The following is a 16,140-nucleotide window of genomic DNA, read 5'->3' on the forward strand; positions in this document are numbered from 1 at the left end:
CCGGGAGTCCGGAGAAGGGAGCCTGGGATCGTGCAGCGCAAGGCGTACGTGCTCTCAGCGGCCGCTCTCGCCGTCGGTCTCGGGATCGGCCTGAGCGGCTGCTCCTCCGGCACCGCGGCGAACGTCGACGCCGTCGACTCCAAGGCGGGCCCCGCCGCCGCCTCCGCCGCGCCGCCCGGGCGCTACCGGACGCTGTTCGAACCGTGCGGCGCCGTGCCCCTGGCCACACTGAAGGAGCTGCTGCCGGGTGCCGCCGGGCTGCCCGACGCCGAGCGCGACCGCGTCTACCGCGGCACCGCGGCGGCCACGTTCGACACCGACCGCCGGGTGGGCTGCAGTTGGAAGGCGGCCACGCCCGACGCCACGGACCAGCTGACGCTCGACATCGAGCGGGTCGTCTCCTACGACCCGCTGGTCAGCGACGACGACCGGGCGCATCAGGTGTTCACGGGGAAGCAGTCGGCCGCGGGCATCGCGCCGGCGGCCCCGACCACGACGCCCCCCGCGACGGCCCCCGCGTCCACGGCGCCGGGGACGCCCAAGTCGTCGGCGTCGACGGCCCCGGGCGCTCCGCCGGCCGGGAACGAGCCGGCGCACGCCCCGCAGGGCCCGGCCACGCCGCCCGTGATCCCGGCCGCGACCGCCACCGCCACCACGAACACGGCGACGCCCCCCGCCACGTCCCCCACCGCCGGCCTGGAGCCGCGCGCGCTCGACGGTCTCGGCGACGCCGCGTACCTCGACGACACGCTCGTCACCACCGGTCCGTCCGGCCAGCAGCGGCTCGTCAGCGTGGTCTTCCGCACATCGAACGTCATCGTGACGGTCTCCTACGAGGAGCAGACGACGTCCTCGGCCGACGCCCCCGATCGCGCGGAACTGCAGGAAAAGGCCCGGAATCTGGCCGGTCTGCTGGCCGACCGGCTGGAGGAGTAGCCGAGGGAGTAGCGGTCCGCATCCACTCCGTGACCGCCGCCGGACCACGTAACGTGTCGGCGTACCGTGGCCGCCCGGCCGCCGGCCGCCCAAGCGACTGCCCAAGCGACTGAAGGAACCATGCAGCGATCTGCCCCGCGACTTTCCCGCATACTCGCCTGCGCCGCCGTCCCGGTGATGCTCGTCGCCGCCGGCTGCTCGTCCGGCTCCGACTCCGGCTCCGGGGACAAGGGGTCCGGCACGCCGGACAAGGCCGCCTCCTCTGCCGCAGGCACGCCGTCGGCGGCGCCGACGACGAAGAAGGTCGAACCGGCGAAGTTCGCGAAGCTCCCGGAGATCTGCAAGGCGCTGTCGTCGAAGACGATCGACGAGCTCGTGCCGAAGGCCAAGAACGACAAGGGCACGGCCGCCACCTCCAGCGACACGACCAGCCGCGGCGGCTGCTCGTGGAACGGCCTTGAGGACAAGGGCACCAAGGGCTCGAACTACCGCTGGCTCGACGTGTCGTTCTACCGCTACGAGTCGGACGCGACGCTCGGCAGCGGCCAGGAGCGCGCCGCCGACAACTACGCCAAGGAGCTCGCGAAGGTCCAGGCGACCGGGGGCGCGAAGGACCTGAAGACGACGAAGGCGCCGGGCGTCGGCGACCAGGCGGACGTCGTGTCGTACGAGCTGCGCAAGACGGACGAGGACTTCCAGTACGGGTCGGTCGTGGCCCGCACGGGCAACGTCGTGGTGCTCCTCTCGTACAACGGCGCCGGCTACTCGGGCGCCAAGACGCCGTCGGAGAAGTGGATCACCGACGGCGCGCTGAAGGCGGCGAAGGAGGCCGTGGCGGCGGTCGCCACGGCCAACAAGTAGCCGACCAGGAGCGGCCGTACAGCCGGTACGCAGCGGTTCGTCCCGCTTTGCGCGAAGCCCGCGCCTCCCCCGGAGGCCGGGCTTCCCGCGCATGTGCCAGTCTGTGCCCGCGAGATGTCGTTCGACGGGAGGGGATCGCGGGTGGCCGCGATGCAGCTGACACGCACGCACCGCATACTCATCGGCATGGTCGTCGCCGGTGCGGTGATCATCGCCGGAATCGGTTTCGCCGGGTCGTACGCGGCGGTGCGCGCGCTGGCGGTCGCGAAGGGCTTCGGCACCTTCTCGTACTTCTTCCCGATCGGCATCGACGCGGGCATCTGTGTGCTGCTCGCGCTCGACCTGCTGCTGACGTGGATCCGCATCCCGTTCCCGCTGCTGCGTCAGACGGCGTGGCTGCTGACGGCGGCGACGATCGCGTTCAACGGCGCGGCGGCGTGGCCGGACCCGCTGGGTGTCGGCATGCACGCGGTGATCCCGGTGCTGTTCGTCGTCGCGGTGGAGGCCGCGCGGCACGCGGTGGGCCGGATCGCGGACATCACGGCCGACAAGCACATGGAGGGCGTGCGGCTGACGCGCTGGCTGCTCTCGCCGATTCCGACGTTCCTGCTGTGGCGGCGGATGAAGCTGTGGGAGCTGCGGTCGTACGAGCAGGTGATCAAGCTGGAGCAGGAGCGGCTGGTCTACCAGGCGCGCCTGCAGGCCCGTTACGGCCGCTTGTGGCGGCGCAAGGCGCCGGTGGAGGCGCTGATGCCGCTGCGTCTGGCGAAGTACGGCGTGCCGCTGGCGGAGACGGCGCCCGCCGGACTCGCGGCGGCGGGCGTGGAGCCCGTGCTGCTGCCGCAGGTGGCGCAGGTGGCGCAGGTGGCGCAGGTGGCGGTGGCCCAGCAGGCGGCGCAGCCGCAGCTTCCCCAGGCCGCGGTCCAGGCACAGCCGGTGCCGCAGCAGGTGCAGCAGCAGGTGCCCGCGCCGGTCCCGGCACAGAACGCGCCGGTCCAGGACGGCCAGCCGGATCAGGCGGTCCAGGCCGTCCAAGCCGTCCAGGCGCAGACGGACGGTTCGGGCAACCCGTGGTTCGTCGCCCAGCAGGTCTCGCCGGACGCCTACCAGGGCACGTACGCCCCGCAGTTCGTCGAGGGCCTGGAGCCCACCCCGGTGCCGATCCCGCAGGGCCCGGAGGACGTTCCTCCGCCGGGCCCCGAGCAGTTCGAGGAGTACCAGGAGTTCGTGGACGAGCCGTCCCTCGACGGCTTCGCGGACTCCGCGTACAAGGCGATGTACGACTACTACGAGGAGTGGCAGGACCTGCCGACCTCGGAGCAGCTCGACATATGGCTGAGCGACAAGTACGGGATCACGCACCCCCGCAGCGCGTCGATCCTGCGTGAGCTGACGCCGCGGCTGCGGCAGCAGGTCGAGCAGGAACTCGCCGAGAGCCACACCCCGTAGCGGCCCCCGCGCGCCGAGGCGGCTACGCCTTGGCGCGTATCTTCATCGTCTCGCCGAACGCGGCCAGCACGAGGCCGACGGCGAAGATGGCGAGGTAGCCGGGGGTGGGGATGTCCCACCACTTGTGGAGCAGGCCCCAGGGTCCGTCCCCGAAGAGCCGTCCGCCGGCGCCGAGTCCGCCCTGGACGAGTGCGATCCAACCGATGATGGCCATGGCTTCGTTCTTCATGCCTCCACCGTCTCTCGCCCACGCACCCGTTTCGTCGTGCGCACGACGGAAACCGCCCTCCTCCGAACGATGCAGAGGAGGGCGGCTTTCCGCTTCCTGACGCCGCCCTCGCGCCGCTCGGCCCCAGGGGGCCTCACGGGCTTCGGGTGGCTGCGCCGGACTCCGTCCGGCGGGGCCGAGGTGCTCCGACTTACGCGCCGAGCAGCTTGCGCACCCGGTCCGCGCCCACGGCCAGCAGCAGCGTCGGCAGACGCGGGCCGGTCTCGCGGCTGACGAGGAGCTTGTAGAGCAGGGCGAAGAAGGAGCGCTGGGCCAGCTTCAGCTCGGGGGTCGGCTTGGCCTCGGGGGTGAGGCCGGCCATGACCTTCGGGACGCCGTAGACCAGGGTGGTCAGGCCGTCGAGGGACCAGTGGGTGTCCAGGCCCTCCAGAAGCAGGCGGAGCGACTCGCGGCCCTCGTCGTCGAGGGTGGCGAGCAGCTCGGCGTCGGGCTCCTCGCGGACGATGGTGCGCTGGTCGGCCGGGACCTGGGTGGTGATCCAGTTCTCGGCGCGGTCCAGGCGCGGGCGGACCTCGTCGAGCGTGGTGACCGGGTTCTCCGGGTCGAGCTCGCCGAGGATGCGCAGGGTCTGCTCGTCGTGGCCGGCGGTGATGTCCATGACCGAGGCGAGCGTGCGGTACGGCAGCGGGCGCGGCGTGCGGGGCAGCTCGCCGGCGGCGGTGCGGGCCGCGCGCGCGTACGCCGCAGCGTCGGCGGGGAGGACCGAGCCGTCGGCGACCTTGGCCTCCAGCTTGTCCCACTCGTCGTAGAGCCGCTGGATCTCCTGGTCGAAGGCGATCTTGAACGACTGGTTGGGCTTGCGGCGGGCGTACAGCCAGCGCAGGATCTGCGGCTCCATGATCTTCAGCGCGTCCGCCGCGGTGGGCACGCCCCCGCGCGAGGACGACATCTTGGCCATGCCGCTGATGCCGACGAACGCGTACATGGGGCCGATCGGCTGCACGCCGCCGAAGATGCCGACGATCTGGCCGCCGACCTGGAAGGAGGAGCCGGGCGAGGAGTGGTCGACGCCGGACGGCTCGAAGATGACGCCCTCGTAGGCCCAGCGCATGGGCCAGTCGACCTTCCAGACCAGCTTGCCGCGGTTGAACTCGCTGAGCTTGACGGTCTCGGCGAAGCCGCAGTTCGAGCAGGTGTAGGCCAGCTCGGTGGTGTCGTCGTCGTACGAGCTGACGGTGGTGAGGTCCTTCTCGCACTGGCCGCAGTAGGGCTTGTACGGGAAGTAGCCCGCGCCGCCGCCGGAGCCGTCGTCCTCGCCGGCGGCGCCGGAGCCCTCGGCGGCCTCCAGCTCGGCCTCGTCGACGGGCTTCTGCGACTGCTTCTTCGGCGCCTTCTTCGTCCGGTACTGGTCGAGGATGGCGTCGATGTCACCGCGGTGGCGCATCGCGTGCAGGATCTGCTCGCGGTAGACGCCGGAGGTGTACTGCTCGGTCTGGCTGATCGGGTCGTACTCGACGCCGAGCTCGGCGAGCGCCTCGACCATGGCGGCCTTGAAGTGCTCGGCCCAGTTCGGGTGCGCGGAGCCGGCCGGGGCCGGGACGGAGGTCAGGGGCTTGCCGATGTGCTCGGCCCACGACTTGTCGATGCCCTCGATGCCGTCCGGCACCTTGCGGTAGCGGTCGTAGTCGTCCCAGGAGATCAGGTGCCGGACCTCGTGACCGCGGCGGCGGATCTCGTCGGCGACCAGGTGCGGGGTCATGACCTCGCGCAGGTTGCCCAGGTGGATCGGGCCGGACGGGGAGAGGCCGGAGGCGACGACGACCGGTTTGCCAGGCGCACGTCGCTCCGACTCGGCGATGACCTCGTCCGCGAAACGGGAGACCCAGTCGGTCTCGGTGCTGCTCTGAGCCACGGTCGGTTCGTCCTTCTTCCTTGGTTCCCTCGAAGCCTTACAGCTGCGTCGGTCCTACGTCAGTCATTGTCCCAGACGGAATGGCCCCGTCCGAGGTTGTCCACAGGGTGGAAGTTGTCCACAGGTCCGGGATGGGCGGGGAAAACGCGTTGCCCTCCCATGGGACACTTGACAAGCGATACAGCCCATCATCCTCCGACACAGGAACGGAAGCTCATGGCCTCGGTCCCTTCCCTCGCTTCGACCGTGCAGCAGCGCCTCGCGGAAGGTCTCTCGGCAGCCCTGCCGGAGGCCGGATCCGCCGACCCGCTGCTCCGACGAAGCGACCGGGCCGACTTCCAGGCCAACGGCATCCTGGCGCTCGCCAAGCGGCTGAAGGGCAACCCGCGCGAGCTGGCCACCCAGGTCGTCGACGCCATCCCGGCGAACGACGTGCTGAAGGAGATCGAGGTCTCCGGCCCCGGCTTCCTCAACATCACCGTCTCCGACCGGGCGATCATCGACACGCTGGCCGCCCGCGCCGCCGACGACCGGCTCGGCGTGCCGTTCAACCCGTCGGCCGGCACGACGGTGATCGACTACGCGCAGCCGAACGTGGCGAAGGAGATGCACGTCGGCCACCTGCGGTCCGCCGTCATCGGCGCCGCCATGGTCGAGATCCTGGAGTTCACCGGCGAGCAGGTGGTCCGGCGCCACCACATCGGCGACTGGGGCACCCAGTTCGGCATGCTCATCCAGTACCTGATGGAGCACCCGCACGAGCTGGACCACAAGGCCGACGGCGCGGACGCGGAGGTCTCCGGCGAGGAGGCCATGTCCAACCTGAACCGGCTCTACAAGGCCTCCCGCGCGCTCTTCGACTCCGACGAGGCGTTCAAGACCCGCGCCCGGGCCCGCGTCGTGGAGCTGCAGGCGGGCGACGAGGAGACGCTGGCGCTGTGGCAGCGGTTCGTCGACGAGTCGAAGATCTACTTCTACTCGGTCTTCGAGAAGCTCGACATGGACATCCGCGACCCCGACATCGTCGGCGAGTCCGGCTACAACGACATGCTCCAGGAGACCTGCCGGCTCCTTGAGGAGTCGGGCGTCGCGGTCCGCTCCGAGGGCGCGCTGTGCGTGTTCTTCGACGACGTCAAGGGCCCGGACGGCAACCCGACGCCGCTGATCGTCCAGAAGTCCGACGGCGGCTTCGGCTACGCGGCGACCGACCTGTCCGCCATCCGCGACCGCGTGCGGAACCTGAAGGCGACGACGCTGCTGTACGTGGTGGACGCCCGCCAGTCGCTGCACTTCAAGATGGTCTTCGAGACGGCCCGCCGGGCCGGCTGGCTGAACGACGAGGTGAAGGCCGTCCAGCTGGCCTTCGGCACGGTCCTCGGCAAGGACGGCAAGCCGTTCAAGACCCGCGAGGGCGAGACGGTGCGGCTGGTGGACCTGCTGGACGAGGCGATCGAGCGGGCGTCCGCGGTCGTCCGCGAGAAGGCCCAGGACCTGTCGGAGGCGGAGATCACCGAGCGCGGTGCCCAGGTGGGCATCGGCGCGGTGAAGTACGCGGACCTGTCGACGTCGGCGGCGCGGGACTACAAGTTCGACCTGGACCAGATGGTCTCGCTCAACGGCGACACCTCGGTCTACCTCCAGTACGCGTACGCCCGTATCCAGTCGATCCTGCGCAAGGCCGGCGACGCCAAGCCGGCGGCCCACCCGGAGCTGGAGCTCGCGGCCTCGGAGCGGGCGCTCGGCCTCCACCTGGACTCGTTCGGCGAGCTCGTCCAGGAAGCCGCCGAGGAGTACGCGCCGCACAAGCTGGCCGCGTACCTGTACCAGCTGGCCTCGCTGTACACGACGTTCTACTCGGAGTGCCCGGTCCTGAAGGCGGACACCCCCGACCAGGTCGAGAACCGCCTCTTCCTGTGCGACCTGACCGCCCGCACCCTGCACAAGGGCATGGCGCTGCTCGGCATCCGGACGCCCGAGCGCCTCTGACGGCACACGGCACGACGAGGGGACCGGGTCACTCCTGCTTGACCCAGGTCCCCTCGTCGGGCCAGTAGCCGTACGTCGGACGTCCCGCGATGGCGGTGGTGCGGAACAGCTGCCCGCCGTCGTCCACGCGTACCGTCCCGTGCTGCTCACCGCTGCTCCAGGCCAGCTCCAGGTACCAGGAGGTAGCGTACTGCTCGGTGTGCACGTCCAGGTTGAGGACCTGGGGGTCGCCGGCGGACACCTTGTACGGGAAGTCCTTGGCCGGCACCACGCGGTCGCCGTCCTGTCCGGCGACGGGCTTCAGGTAGGGGCGCGGGGCGTCGAGGTCGGCGTCGAAGGTCTGCGGGGTGATGCCGCTGCCGCAGCCGTCCCCCATGGAGAAGACCGATCCGGCCAGCGGCTCGGCCCGCTGCGCGACGCGCACGTGGAGCCCGGTGAGCACCACGGGTGCCTGGGTGCTGCCGGTGACGGTGAGCTGGACCCGCAGGTGACCGCCGTCGGTCCCGCCGAGCGCCCTGGCCCAGCCGCGGGTGTCCTGGGGCGTGGGCGGCGGCGGGACGTGCCCGGGCTGCTGGCCGAGCACGTAGTACTGGCCGCAGGGCTCGTCCCAGTTGTACGAGCTGATGCCGACGCTCAGGGGCGCGGGCGGCCCCGTGTCGGCGCCCGCCCCGGCGGCCCCGGCCCCCCTGTCGTCGGCGCGCCCCGCGACGTACACGGCGGGGACGGCCAGGCCGACGACCGCGACGGCGGCGAGCAGGACGACGAGCCGCTTGCGGGACCGCGGGACGCCGCCCGTGGCGGGTGCGGCGTCGACGACGGGTCCGGCCCCGACGGCTCCGGCCGCGGCCCCCGGAGCCCGTACCCCTCCTGCACCTGCCCCTGCCTCTGCCCCCGGAGCCCCGGCCCCCTCACCGACCTCGGCAACCCCAGCAGCCTCTGACGCCTCCCCCGGCGCGACTGCCGCCTCGGCTACCCGCTCGGCTGCCGGCCCAGCCCCCGCTTCAGCCCCCGCCTCGGATCCCGCCTCCGGCTCCGACTCCGGCTCGCCCTTCCCCCGCCGTCGCGCCTCGTCCGCCAGGATCCAGGCCCGGTGCAGTTCGACGAGCTCCTCGCGGGTGGCCCCGCAGAGCCGCCCGAGCCGTTCGACGGGGGCGAACTCGGTCGGCACGGCGTCGCCGTTGCAGTACCGGTGGAGGGTCGAGGTGCTGACGTGCAGCCGTTTCGCCAGGGTCCCGTAGCTGAGCCCGGAGCGTTCCTTCAGTGCGCGCATCAGCTCCGCGAAGCCGTCCGCCGCCTCCATCCACATCTCCCCGCGTCCCGGGAACGCATTCCAGGGGATGGTCATTTCCCCAGGTCACGGTGGGTGTGAGCGTTCCAGCGTCCCCCATTGTCCCGTGCCGATTGCGAGTGGATCACCCCGCCCGCAAGGTATGAGCCATGCCGAACAGCCGCGTCACCGACGCCCTGGCACTGGCGATCCTCATCGTCTGCACGGCGGTCGTGATCGCTCTGCTGAAGCCGCACTGACCGCACGACGCGCCGCAGCAGGACGGACCGCACCACTCACCGCCACCGCACCATCGACCGCACCGCTCACAGAGAACCCACGGGGACCCACCATGCGCACGCTCGCCCGCCGCCTCGCCCTGCCCGCCACCGCCCTCGTGGCGGCGCTCGCCCTCACCGCCTGCCAGTCGGACGGCACCCCGGCCGCCGCGAAGCCGAACCCGGCCAAGCCCGCGTCGGCGACGTCGGCCGCCCCCGCCGACGGGACGGCCCCGACGCCGCGGCCCACCGCCTCCGCCGCGGAGCAGGCCGCCCGGCCGACGCCCACCACCGGGCATGCCACGCGGCCCGGCACGAAGCCCGACGCCAAGCCCGCGTCGAAGCCCACCGCCAAGCCGGGCGGCGGGACGTCCTCGGACCAGGCCGTCATCACCACCTGCACGGCGTCGCACACGAAGATCGTGGCCAGCAAGGTCAGCCGCCCGGTCAACCACCTGGTCCTGAGCGTCACCAACGTCGGCAGCCGCCCCTGCAACGCCCTGAACGCGCCGTTCGTGGGCTTCGACGACGCGCAGGCCACGATCAGGACCGTCGAGGACAGCAAGCCGCAGGCGGTGGTGACGCTGATGCCGGGCGAGACGGGCTACGCGTCGGTGATCCTCACCGGAGAGCCGGGCCCGGACACCCACGGGCGCGCCGTCCGCACGATCAAGGTGTACCTGACCGAGGCCGACGGGAAGACGGTGACGGCGCCGAGCGGCACGTTCGCCGACGACGGCGCCGCCGTGTCGTACTGGCAGCGCACCCTGGAGGAAGCGCTCACGTACTGAGGCACCCGGGCCTCAGCGGTTGATCGGATGGGAGGTCCGCCCCGAGACCTCGTCGATCTCGGTGTGGGCCTTCTGCAGCAGCTGCGAGGCGAGGTCCATGAGCGCCCGGGCCCCGGCGATCTCCTCTCCGACCCGCAGCTGGTCCGGGTCGGAGGGGTGCCGATTGGCGTTGCCGTGGGCGCGGAACTCGGTGCCGTCACCGAGCCGCACCATGGCCGCCGCCCTCGTCCGGTCGCCTTCCTCCCGGAACTCCATCTCGACGTGCCATCCGACGAGCGTGTTCATCATGAGGACCACCTCCGGAGGGGTACCTGTCGGCTACCTATCCAGAGTGCGCCGCGCCCAGCTTCTGCGCGACCTCCGTCGCCCAGTACGTGAGGATCATCTGCGCGCCGGCCCGGCGGATACCGGTCAGGGTCTCGAAGATCGCCTTGTCGCGGTCGATCCAGCCCTTCTCCGCGGCGGCCTCGACCATCGCGTACTCGCCGCTGATCTGGTACGCGGCGACCGGCACGTCCACGGCGTCGGCGACCTTGGCCAGGATGTCGAGGTACGGGCCGGCCGGCTTCACCATGACCATGTCGGCGCCCTCCTCGAGGTCGAGGGCGAGCTCCCGCATGGACTCGCGCACGTTGGCGGGATCCTGCTGGTAGGTCTTGCGGTCGCCGGTCAGCGAGGAGCCGACGGCCTCGCGGAAGGGGCCGTAGAAGGCGGAGGAGTACTTCGCGGTGTACGCGAGGACCGACACGTCCTCCTTGCCGATGGTGTCCAGGGCGTCCCTGATCACCCCGACCTGGCCGTCCATCATCCCGGACGGGCCGACGACGTGGACGCCGGCGTCGGCCTGGACCTGGGCCATCTCGGCGTAGCGCTCCAGGGTGGCGTCGTTGTCGACGCGCCCGTCGGCGTCCAGGACGCCGCAGTGGCCGTGGTCGGTGTACTCGTCCAGGCACAGGTCCGACATGATCACCAGGTCGTCGCCGACCTCGGCCCGCACGTCCCGGATCGCCACCTGCAGGATCCCGTCCGGGTCCGTGCCAGCCGTACCGGCGGCGTCCTTCTTCGCGTCCTCCGGCACGCCGAACAGCATGATCCCGGAGACCCCCGCCTCCAGCGCCTCCACGGCGGCCTTCCGCAGCGTGTCCCGCGTGTGCTGCACCACGCCCGGCATCGCCGAGATCGGCACGGGCTCGGTCACGCCCTCCCGCACGAACGCGGGCAGGATCAGATCGGCCGGATGCAGCCGCGTCTCGGCCACCATCCGCCGCATGGCGGGCGTCGTCCGCAGCCGCCGCGGCCGCGCTCCGGGGAAGGATCCGTACGAGTTCATCCTCCGAGGCTACGCCCGCGGACAGGGTGCGTTTACCGACACGGTGTTGCCGCGCGAGGGGCCCGCAGCGCCCCCGTGCACCCGCCACTGCGCCCGCCCGCGCCCCGACGCACGCGGGGCGCGGGCCCCGAAGGAACCCGCGCCCCGCGCACGTCGGCAAAGCCGGCGGCTTACGTCGTCCTGCGCCTGCGCGCACCCGGCCGGCGCTCGCTCGGCCGCGTCACCGGGTCGCCCGCCTCCAGCGCCGCCGCGCGACGGCGCAGGCCGAACTCCGCGAGGGCCTCGGCCAGCTTGTGGACCGAGGGCTCGGGCGAGAGGACGTCGACGCGCAGGCCGTGCTCCTCCGCCGTCTTCGCGGTCGCCGGGCCGATACAGGCGATCACCGTGACGTTGTGCGGCTTGCCGGCGATGCCGACCAGGTTCCGCACGGTCGACGACGAGGTGAAGAGCACGGCGTCGAAGCCGCCGCCCTTGATCGCCTCGCGCGTGTCCGCCGGCGGCGGCGAGGCGCGCACGGTGCGGTAGGCCGTGACGTCGTCGACCTCCCAGCCGAGCTCGATCAGGCCCGCGACGAGCGTCTCGGTCGCGATGTCGGCGCGCGGCAGGAAGACGCGGTCGATCGGGTCGAAGACCGGGTCGTAGGGCGGCCAGTCCTCCAGGAGGCCGGCGGCGGACTGCTCGCCGCTCGGCACCAGGTCCGGCTTCACACCGAAGTCGACCAGCGCGGCGGCGGTCTGCTCGCCCACCGCGGCGACCTTGATGCCGGCGAAGGCGCGGGCGTCGAGCCCGTACTCCTCGAACTTCTCGCGGACGGCCTTCACCGCGTTGACCGACGTGAAGGCGATCCACTCGTAGCGGCCGGTGACCAGGCCCTTGACCGCACGCTCCATCTGCTGCGGCGTGCGCGGCGGCTCGACGGCGATGGTCGGGACCTCGTGCGGCACGGCGCCGTACGAACGCAGCTGGTCGGAGAGCGACGCGGCCTGCTCCTTGGTGCGCGGGACGAGCACGCGCCAGCCGAAGAGCGGCTTGGACTCGAACCACGACAGCTGGTCGCGCTGTGCGGCCGCGCTGCGCTCGCCGACCACGGCTATCGCCGGGCGGTGGCCCTCGGGCGACGGGAGCACCTTGCCCTGCTTGAAGACCTGGGCGATGGTGCCGAGCGTCGCCGTCCAGGTGCGCTGGCGGGTCGTCGTGCCGCCGATGGTGACGGTGAGCGGGGTGTCCGGCTTACGGCCGGCCGCCACCAGCTCACCGGCCGCCGCGGCGACCGAGTCGAGAGAGGTCGAGACGACGACGGTGCCGTCGGAGGCGCCGACCTCGGCCCAGCACCGGTCGTCGGCGGTACGGGCGTCGACGAAGCGGACGTCCGTGCCCTGCGCGTCGCGCAGCGGGACACCGGCGTACGCGGGCACGCCGACGGCCGTGGCGACGCCCGGGACGACCTCGAAGGGGATGCCGGCGGAGGCGCAGGCGAGCATCTCGCCGCCCGCGTTGCCGTCGAGGCCGGGGTCGCCGGTCACCGCACGGACGACCCGCTTGCCGCCCCTCGCGGCCTCCATGACAAGATTGGTCGCATCCCTCAACACGGGGACTCCGACGGTTGTTGACGCCTCGTCGACAACCGTCAGCTCAGGCGTGCTCACGCCCGCGCGCGCATGCCCGCGAACGACTTCGAGCACCTCCGGCTCGGCGATCAGGACGTCCGCGCCGGCCAGGGCTTCGACGGCCCGGAGCGTCAGCAGTCCGGGGTCGCCGGGTCCGGCGCCGAGGAAGGTGACGTGACCGTGGCCGGGGAAGGCGGCGGACGCGGGGCTGGTGGTCGGGCTGGTGGGGCTCAAAGTGCTCGCTCCCCCATAAGACCGGCCGCACCCTTGGCGAGCATCTCGTCCGCGAGTTCGCGTCCGAGGGCCACCGCCTCCTCGTAGGAGGTGGGTACGGGACCGGTGGTGGACAGCTGCACCAGCGTGGAGCCGTCGGTGGTGCCGACGACGCCGCGCAGGCGCATTTCGGTGACAGTCTGCTCAGGACCAGGGCCGTCTGCCAGCAGGTCGGCCAGCGCACCCACGGGTGCGGAGCAGCCGGCCTCCAGGGCGGCGAGCAGGGTTCGCTCGGCGGTCACGGCGGCCCGGGTGTACGGGTCGTCGAGCTCGGCGAGCGCGGCGACGAGTGCGGCGTTCGACGCCAGGCACTCGACGGCCAGGGCCCCCTGACCGGGGGCGGGCAGGACCGTGTCGACCGACAGGTGGTCGACCGACAGGGAGCCGGTGAGCTCCTCGGTTCCGCCGATGCGGTTGAGCCCGGCCGCGGCGAGTACCACCGCGTCCAGCTCACCCTTGCGTACGTAGCCGACGCGGGTGTCGATGTTCCCGCGGATCGGCACGGTCTCGATGGTCAGGCCGTGGCTGCGCGCGTACGCGTTGAGCTGGGCCATGCGGCGCGGCGAACCGGTGCCGACGCGGGCGCCGGCCGGCAGCGTGTCGAGCGTGAGCCCGGCGCGCGCGACGAGCACGTCGCGCGGGTCCTCGCGCCGCGGGATGGCCGCGAGCACCAGGTCGGGGTGCTGCGCGGTCGGCAGGTCCTTGAGGGAGTGCACGGCGAAGTCGACCTCGCCGGCGAGCAGCGCGTCACGCAGCGCGGCGACGAACACACCGGTGCCGCCGATCTGCGCCAGGTGCTCGCGCGAGGTGTCCCCGTACGTCGTGATCTCCACGAGCTCGACGGGTCGGCCGGTCGCCTGCCGGACGGCGTCGGCCACATGTCCGGACTGGGCCATGGCGAGCTTGCTGCGCCTGGTCCCGAGCCTCAGTGCCCTCTCGGTCATACTCGCCCTCGGTTCTTGACGTCACCGTCGTTCAGGTCGGCCCGGCTGACAGAGGCAACCGTCTCCGGGTCGAGGTCGAAGAGTGTCCGCAGTGCGTCCGCGTACCCGGCGCCGCCGGGCTCGCTGGCGAGCTGCTTGACGCGCACGGTCGGCGCGTGCAGGAGCTTGTCGACCACACGGCGCACGGTCTGGGTGATCTCCGCGCGCTGCTTGTCGTCGAGGCCGGGCAGCCGGCCTTCGAGGCGGGCCATCTCGCCGGTGACCACGTCGGCGGCCATGGCGCGCAGGGCCACGACGGTCGGCGTGATGCGGGCGGCCCGCTGGGCGGCGCCGAAGGCGGCGACCTCGTCGGAGACGATGGTGCGCACCTGGTCGACGTCGTTCGCCATGGGTGCGTCGGCGGACGCCTCGGCGAGCGACTCGATGTCGACGAGCCGGACGCCGGGCAGGCGGTGGGCGGCGGCGTCGATGTCGCGGGGCATCGCGAGGTCGAGGAGGTACAGGGGCCGGGTGCGGTCCCGCATGGCGGTCTCGACGGCCTCGCCGGTGAGGACGAGTCCGGTGGCTCCGGTGCAGGAGACGACGATGTCGGCACGTGTCAGTTCGTCGCCGACGGCAACCATCTCGGCCGCGCGCGCGGCCACGCCCGTGCCCCCGGGCTCGGTCAGGATCTCGACGAGCCGCTCGGCGCGGGCCATGGTGCGGTTGGCGACGACGATCTCGGCGACGCCGGCCCGCGCGAGGGTGGCGGCGGCGAGCGAGGACATCGAGCCGGCGCCGATGACGAGGGCGCGCTTGCCCGCGGCCCACGCGGTGACCTCGGCGCCCTCGGCCAGCTGCTCCATGCCGAAGGTGACGAGCGACTGCCCGGCCCGGTCGATTCCGGTCTCGCTGTGGGCGCGCTTGCCGACCCGCAGGGCCTGCTGGAACAGGTCGTTCAGGAGCCGGCCGGCGGTGTGCTCGTCCTGGCCGACCGCGAGGGCGTCCTTGATCTGGCCGAGGATCTGGCCCTCGCCGACGACCATGGAGTCCAGGCCGCAGGCCACCGAGAAGAGGTGGTGGACGGCCCGGTCCTCGTAGTGCACGTAGAGATAGGGGGTGAGCTCTTCGAGGCCGACGCCGCTGTGCTGGGCGAGCAGCGTGGACAGCTCGGCGACGCCCGCGTGGAACTTGTCCACGTCGGCGTAGAGCTCGATGCGGTTGCAGGTGGCCAGGACGGCGCCCTCGGCGGCCGGTTCGGCGGCGAGGGTGTCGTGCAGCAGCTTGACCTTGGCGTCCGCGGAGAGGGAGGCCCGCTCCAGGACGCTGACGGGGGCGCTGCGGTGGCTGAGACCGACGACGAGGACGCTCATGCGGGCATCACGGCGGGCATGTCCCCGTCAGGTCCCTTACGGGTGGAGTCCTCGGCGGTCCGGGCGGCGGCCGGCACGGGCTCGGCCGCACCGGAGACGGCGGCACCGGAGACGGCCGCACCGGAGACGGCGGCACCGGACTCGCGCTTGGGCTCGGGCTCGGCCTCCGCGGCGCGGGAGTCGGCCGCTGCCTGCTCGGCGCCCGGCTCCTCGCCGGCCTTGCGCTGCTCGTGGAAGGCGAGGATCTGGAGCTCGATGGAGAGGTCGACCTTGCGCACGTCGACGCCGTCGGGCACGGAGAGCACGGTCGGCGCGAAGTTCAGGATCGAGGTGACCCCGGCGGCCACCAGCCGGTCGCAGACCTGCTGGGCGACGCCGGCCGGGGTGGCGATGACGCCGATGGAGACCCGGTCCTGCTCGATGATCTTCTCGAGGTCGTCGCTGTGCTGCACGGGCATGCCGGCGACCGGCTTGCCCTTCATCGCCGGGTCGGCGTCGATGAGCGCGGCGACGCGGAAGCCACGGGAGGCGAAGCCGCCGTAGCCGGCGAGAGCGGCACCGAGGTTACCGATGCCGACGATCACGACCGGCCAGTCCTGGGTCAGGCCGAGCTCGCGGGAGATCTGGTAGACGAGGTACTCGACGTCGTAGCCCACGCCGCGCGTGCCGTACGAGCCGAGGTAGCTGAAGTCCTTGCGCAGCTTCGCGGAGTTGACCCCCGCGGCGGCCGCGAGCTCCTCGGAGGAGACCGTCGGTACGGACCGCTCCGACAGCGCCGTGAGGGCACGCAGATACAGCGGGAGACGGGCGACGGTGGCCTCGGGAATTCCTCGGCTACGGGTCGCCGGTCGGTGAGTTCGGCCAGTTGCCACGGTGCTCCTGCGGGATGAGCGGGGCTGCAGGCGGCCATGCGTCCCAGGACCGC

At 72.3% G+C, this 16,140-nt stretch carries 14 protein-coding genes; 5 read left to right on the forward strand and 9 right to left on the reverse strand.

Going from position 1 to position 16,140, the window contains the following annotated elements:
* Positions 1 to 30 precede the first annotated feature (30 nt).
* The 3 genes from ACFYU9_RS34855 to ACFYU9_RS34865 all read left to right on the forward strand — a co-directional run bounded on the left by ACFYU9_RS34855 (position 31) and on the right by ACFYU9_RS34865 (position 3,246).
* A complete protein-coding gene (locus ACFYU9_RS34855) occupies positions 31 to 936 on the forward strand; it encodes a DUF3558 domain-containing protein (protein WP_389215184.1) in 906 nt (301 codons plus the stop codon).
* 120 nt (positions 937 to 1,056) lie between these two features.
* Positions 1,057 to 1,797 (forward strand): DUF3558 domain-containing protein, encoded by a 741-nt coding sequence (locus ACFYU9_RS34860; protein ID WP_389347553.1) that lies wholly within the window; start codon positions 1,057 to 1,059, stop codon positions 1,795 to 1,797.
* A 141-nt stretch (positions 1,798 to 1,938) separates the two neighbouring features.
* The gene (locus tag ACFYU9_RS34865; protein ID WP_389347555.1) at positions 1,939 to 3,246 is read left to right on the forward strand and encodes a DUF2637 domain-containing protein; all 1,308 of its coding nucleotides are present in this window, start codon (positions 1,939 to 1,941) and stop codon (positions 3,244 to 3,246) included.
* A 22-nt stretch (positions 3,247 to 3,268) separates the two neighbouring features.
* On the opposite strand, the gene ACFYU9_RS34870 is transcribed toward ACFYU9_RS34865, so the two are convergent.
* Together ACFYU9_RS34870 and lysS are read right to left on the reverse strand one after the other, a co-directional pair.
* Entirely contained in the window at positions 3,269 to 3,475 is a 207-nt protein-coding gene (locus tag ACFYU9_RS34870; RefSeq protein ID WP_389215175.1) for a hypothetical protein, read from the reverse strand.
* Between the two features lie 190 nt (positions 3,476 to 3,665).
* Positions 3,666 to 5,387 carry a lysine--tRNA ligase gene (lysS, locus tag ACFYU9_RS34875; protein WP_389347557.1) on the reverse strand — a complete coding sequence of 574 codons (1,722 nt, stop codon included), beginning with the start codon at positions 5,385 to 5,387 and terminating at the stop codon, positions 3,666 to 3,668.
* A gap of 216 nt (positions 5,388 to 5,603) precedes the next feature.
* Here lysS and argS point away from each other — a divergent pair, with 216 nt between their 5' ends.
* On the forward strand, positions 5,604 to 7,373 hold the full coding sequence (gene argS, locus ACFYU9_RS34880; protein WP_389215170.1) for an arginine--tRNA ligase: 1,770 nt from the start codon (positions 5,604 to 5,606) through the stop codon (positions 7,371 to 7,373).
* A gap of 28 nt (positions 7,374 to 7,401) precedes the next feature.
* On the opposite strand, the gene ACFYU9_RS34885 is transcribed toward argS, so the two are convergent.
* On the reverse strand, positions 7,402 to 8,673 hold the full coding sequence (locus ACFYU9_RS34885; RefSeq protein ID WP_389347559.1) for a helix-turn-helix domain-containing protein: 1,272 nt from the start codon (positions 8,671 to 8,673) through the stop codon (positions 7,402 to 7,404).
* Between the two features lie 319 nt (positions 8,674 to 8,992).
* On the opposite strand from ACFYU9_RS34885, the gene ACFYU9_RS34890 reads away from it, so the two are divergent.
* Positions 8,993 to 9,709, forward strand: a complete 717-nt coding sequence (locus ACFYU9_RS34890; protein WP_389215165.1) for a DUF4232 domain-containing protein — start codon at positions 8,993 to 8,995, stop codon at positions 9,707 to 9,709.
* Between the two features lie 12 nt (positions 9,710 to 9,721).
* On the opposite strand, the gene ACFYU9_RS34895 is transcribed toward ACFYU9_RS34890, so the two are convergent.
* The 6 genes from ACFYU9_RS34895 to ACFYU9_RS34920 form a co-directional block, all read right to left on the reverse strand.
* The gene (locus ACFYU9_RS34895; RefSeq protein WP_389216024.1) at positions 9,722 to 9,994 is read right to left on the reverse strand and encodes a DUF1876 domain-containing protein; all 273 of its coding nucleotides are present in this window, start codon (positions 9,992 to 9,994) and stop codon (positions 9,722 to 9,724) included.
* A gap of 37 nt (positions 9,995 to 10,031) precedes the next feature.
* On the reverse strand, positions 10,032 to 11,039 hold the full coding sequence (hemB, locus tag ACFYU9_RS34900) for a porphobilinogen synthase (protein ID WP_389215162.1): 1,008 nt from the start codon (positions 11,037 to 11,039) through the stop codon (positions 10,032 to 10,034).
* A 170-nt stretch (positions 11,040 to 11,209) separates the two neighbouring features.
* Complete coding sequence (locus ACFYU9_RS34905; RefSeq protein ID WP_389215160.1) at positions 11,210 to 12,880, reverse strand: uroporphyrinogen-III synthase; 1,671 nt, start codon at positions 12,878 to 12,880, stop codon at positions 11,210 to 11,212.
* The gene (gene hemC, locus ACFYU9_RS34910) at positions 12,877 to 13,863 is read right to left on the reverse strand and encodes a hydroxymethylbilane synthase (RefSeq protein WP_389215157.1); all 987 of its coding nucleotides are present in this window, start codon (positions 13,861 to 13,863) and stop codon (positions 12,877 to 12,879) included. The genes ACFYU9_RS34905 and hemC overlap by 4 nt, the downstream gene beginning before the upstream one ends.
* A complete protein-coding gene (locus ACFYU9_RS34915) occupies positions 13,860 to 15,215 on the reverse strand; it encodes a glutamyl-tRNA reductase (RefSeq protein WP_389215155.1) in 1,356 nt (451 codons plus the stop codon). The genes hemC and ACFYU9_RS34915 overlap by 4 nt, the downstream gene beginning before the upstream one ends.
* Complete coding sequence (locus ACFYU9_RS34920; protein ID WP_389347561.1) at positions 15,212 to 16,087, reverse strand: redox-sensing transcriptional repressor Rex; 876 nt, start codon at positions 16,085 to 16,087, stop codon at positions 15,212 to 15,214. The genes ACFYU9_RS34915 and ACFYU9_RS34920 overlap by 4 nt, the downstream gene beginning before the upstream one ends.
* Positions 16,088 to 16,140 lie beyond the last annotated feature (53 nt).

Source organism: Streptomyces sp. NPDC004327, from assembly GCF_042873935.1.
Lineage (GTDB): Bacteria > Actinomycetota > Actinomycetes > Streptomycetales > Streptomycetaceae > Streptomyces.

Excerpts from the sequence above, each read along its gene's own strand:
- ACFYU9_RS34860 (WP_389347553.1), top strand. The coding sequence starts at position 1,057 with ATGCAGCGATCTGCCCCGCGACTTTCCCGCATACTCGCCTGCGCCGCC.
- ACFYU9_RS34870 (WP_389215175.1), bottom strand. The coding sequence starts at position 3,475 with ATGAAGAACGAAGCCATGGCCATCATCGGTTGGATCGCACTCGTCCAG.
- argS (WP_389215170.1), top strand. The coding sequence starts at position 5,604 with ATGGCCTCGGTCCCTTCCCTCGCTTCGACCGTGCAGCAGCGCCTCGCG.
- ACFYU9_RS34885 (WP_389347559.1), bottom strand. The coding sequence starts at position 8,673 with ATGGAGGCGGCGGACGGCTTCGCGGAGCTGATGCGCGCACTGAAGGAA.
- ACFYU9_RS34890 (WP_389215165.1), top strand. The coding sequence starts at position 8,993 with ATGCGCACGCTCGCCCGCCGCCTCGCCCTGCCCGCCACCGCCCTCGTG.
- ACFYU9_RS34895 (WP_389216024.1), bottom strand. The coding sequence starts at position 9,994 with ATGAACACGCTCGTCGGATGGCACGTCGAGATGGAGTTCCGGGAGGAA.
- hemB (WP_389215162.1), bottom strand. The coding sequence starts at position 11,039 with ATGAACTCGTACGGATCCTTCCCCGGAGCGCGGCCGCGGCGGCTGCGG.
- hemC (WP_389215157.1), bottom strand. The coding sequence starts at position 13,863 with ATGACCGAGAGGGCACTGAGGCTCGGGACCAGGCGCAGCAAGCTCGCC.
- ACFYU9_RS34915 (WP_389215155.1), bottom strand. The coding sequence starts at position 15,215 with ATGAGCGTCCTCGTCGTCGGTCTCAGCCACCGCAGCGCCCCCGTCAGC.